Genomic DNA, 2433 nt, shown 5'->3' with positions numbered 1-2433 from the left:
TGCGCCAGATGCGCGAAAACCGGGTCCGGTCGGTGCTGGTAATCGACGACGACGTGCTGGTCGGTATCGTGACCCAGGGTGACTGCGCCATCAAAGTGCTGCTGCCCGGGCTCGATGCGAAGCAGACGCCGGTGGGCCAAGTGATGACGGGCAACCCGGTGACGGTCAAGCCGGACGATGGGCTGGAAGGCTGTATGGCAATGATGGCTGCGCGCGGTTTTCGCCATCTGCCAGTGCTGGACGCGGGCAAGGTCGTGGGCGTGATCTCGATTGGAGACGTCGTCAAGGACATCATCCGGGATTTGGAGCACAACTTAGGCGACCTGACGGGCTACATTATGAGGGACGGCCCCGGGGGCTGACAGACGAACCGCGGTGCCGTCGCCCCGACCGCGATCCGGCCCTTTTGGAAAGGCTCGGCTGCAACAAACCTCTGTCTACTTATGATTTTCCGTCTGACCCTTGTGGCGACCAGGGGTGACCGGGTTTAGGGGTATTGGGGATTGAGAGGGGGATGGAATGAAGACGGCGCTGTTGGTGTCTTTATTAGCAACGACGTTAGTCGGATCGGTCGCGGCACAGGAACTTCCATCTCTCGCGGCTTACAAAAAGCAGGCGAGTTTCGAAGCGTTGGGCTGGCACTTCGAATTCGGGATACCGGACGGATTCGCCAAAGAAGATGCCCTGTCGTCTCCACAAAATCATCTGTTTGGCTACGTCGAGAAGGAAACGATCCTCGCGTTTTCTGTTTCGCCCCTGACTAGTGAGAATAGCGTTTCCAAAATGGTAGATCGGGGTTTTCGCTCGATGGACAATCCCTCAAAGGCATTAGAGGGGGTCAAAGTTACAATCCTCGACAAGGGCGTCGTCGGAAATGTTGGATGGTGGGCGGGAAGCTTTAACCGGTTCGCCTATTGGAGTCGCACGTATGCGGTGTCTTGTAACGAACAGTGTCTTTTAATGGTATTCATCGGAAGTAAGTGGGATGCGCCGGATACAGTGGCTCGTGCTTATGCCATGCGTGTCAGGCAGGGCTTTATCGATAAGTCATTTGTTGAGGCGGCTATCAAATAGGGGCCGTGAGTCCGAACAACAAACCCCCTATTCAGCGGGTTTGTTGTCACGTCGAAAGTGCGAATTAGAGATCGGCAACGGCTGGGTCAGGGGACATGGCCCAATGTCCGACTTGAGTCCGCTTTCGGGGGAAGAGCGGAAGTCTGACTTCAGGGCCGTCACGTCAGCTATTGACCCAAATGAGACATTGGGCCTGACCAGCTTGTGAGACCGGTTGTTTGCTATTTCTCACTCGCTGGCCGGCCGCAAAGTGCTAGGCTTTAGGCGTGGATGAGGCATTTTCCGCCGGGGGCTCAATGAGACGCCGCGAGTTCAATACGCTCCTTGGCGGTGCATTCGCCGCGTGGCCGTTCGCCGTTCGCGCTCAGCAGTCCGAGCGGGTGCGTCGTATCGCCGTCTTAAACGGTACGGCCCCGACCGGGCAGAGCCCCGCCGCCTATGCCGCCTTCTTGCGACGGTTAGGCGTACTTGGCTGGACCGACGGCCGCAACGTTCGGATCGAAGAACGTTGGGCCAACAGCGACCCGGAGCTGATGCGGAACTACGGCACGGAACTGGCTTCCCACTCACCCGATGTATTTCTCGTCCAAAGCAATCCGGCGCTCGCGGCATTGAGACCGTTGGCGGGCAATACGCCGATCGTCTTCGTGCAGGTCGCCGATCCCGTTGGCAGCGGCTTCGTCGCGAGCCTGGCACGGCCCGGCAGCAATATCACAGGCTTCACGAATTTCGAGCCTTCGATGGGCAGCAAGTGGCTTGAGATGCTCAAGCAGATCGCACCCAACGTTGATCATGCCACCGCTATCCTTCATCGGGAGACCCCTGCTCATGCAGCGTTCTGGCGCGAAGCCGAAGCGGCCGCGCCGAAGGTGGGAGTTAACCTGGTGGCGGCAGGGGTTCACGACTCCGCCGAGGTTGAGCGCGCTATCACCGCCGTCGCAGCTCAACCCAACGGCGGCCTTAACGTGTATCCCCACACAGTCAAAGAGGTTCATCTTCGACTCATTATTGAACTCGCAGGCAAGTACCGGTTGCCCGCAGTATATCCGTTCCGCTATCACGCCGAAGCGGGTGGTTTGTTGTCGTATGGAGTCGATGCTCTGGATCTGGTACCGCGCGCTGCCGATTATGTTGATCGCATTTTGCGTGGCGCTAATCCGGGCGAGCTGCCGGTTCAAGCGCCGACTAAATTCGAGCTTGTGATCAATCTCAAGACTGCGAAGACGCTCGGTCTCACCGTGCCACCAACGTTACTTGCCCAAGCCGACGAGGTGATCGAGTAGCGCCCATCTGCTGCGATGCAGAGTCTGCTTGTGGCACTTTTCGGACATGCCAGCCCGTCCGCCGGATGTCCGCTCC

3 protein-coding genes are annotated in these 2433 nt (G+C 58.4%); all 3 read left to right on the top strand.

Annotated features, from left to right (window positions below):
- On the top strand, positions 1–362 hold a 362-nt coding region (locus tag E7813_RS09365), incomplete at its 5' end, for a CBS domain-containing protein (RefSeq protein ID WP_291573098.1).
- Between the two features lie 157 nt (positions 363–519).
- Positions 520–1074 (top strand): hypothetical protein, encoded by a 555-nt coding sequence (locus E7813_RS09360; protein ID WP_291573096.1) that lies wholly within the window; start codon positions 520–522, stop codon positions 1072–1074.
- 266 nt (positions 1075–1340) lie between these two features.
- Positions 1341–2357 (top strand): ABC transporter substrate-binding protein, encoded by a 1017-nt coding sequence (locus tag E7813_RS09355; RefSeq protein ID WP_291573094.1) that lies wholly within the window; start codon positions 1341–1343, stop codon positions 2355–2357.
- Positions 2358–2433 lie beyond the last annotated feature (76 nt).

Origin of the sequence: Bradyrhizobium sp., assembly GCF_004799405.1 — a bacterium.
Taxonomy (GTDB): Bacteria; Pseudomonadota; Alphaproteobacteria; order Rhizobiales; family Xanthobacteraceae; genus Bradyrhizobium.
This window is presented reverse-complemented; position numbering and strand designations above follow the sequence as displayed.

Excerpts from the sequence above, each read along its gene's own strand:
- E7813_RS09360 (WP_291573096.1), top strand. The coding sequence starts at position 520 with ATGAAGACGGCGCTGTTGGTGTCTTTATTAGCAACGACGTTAGTCGGA.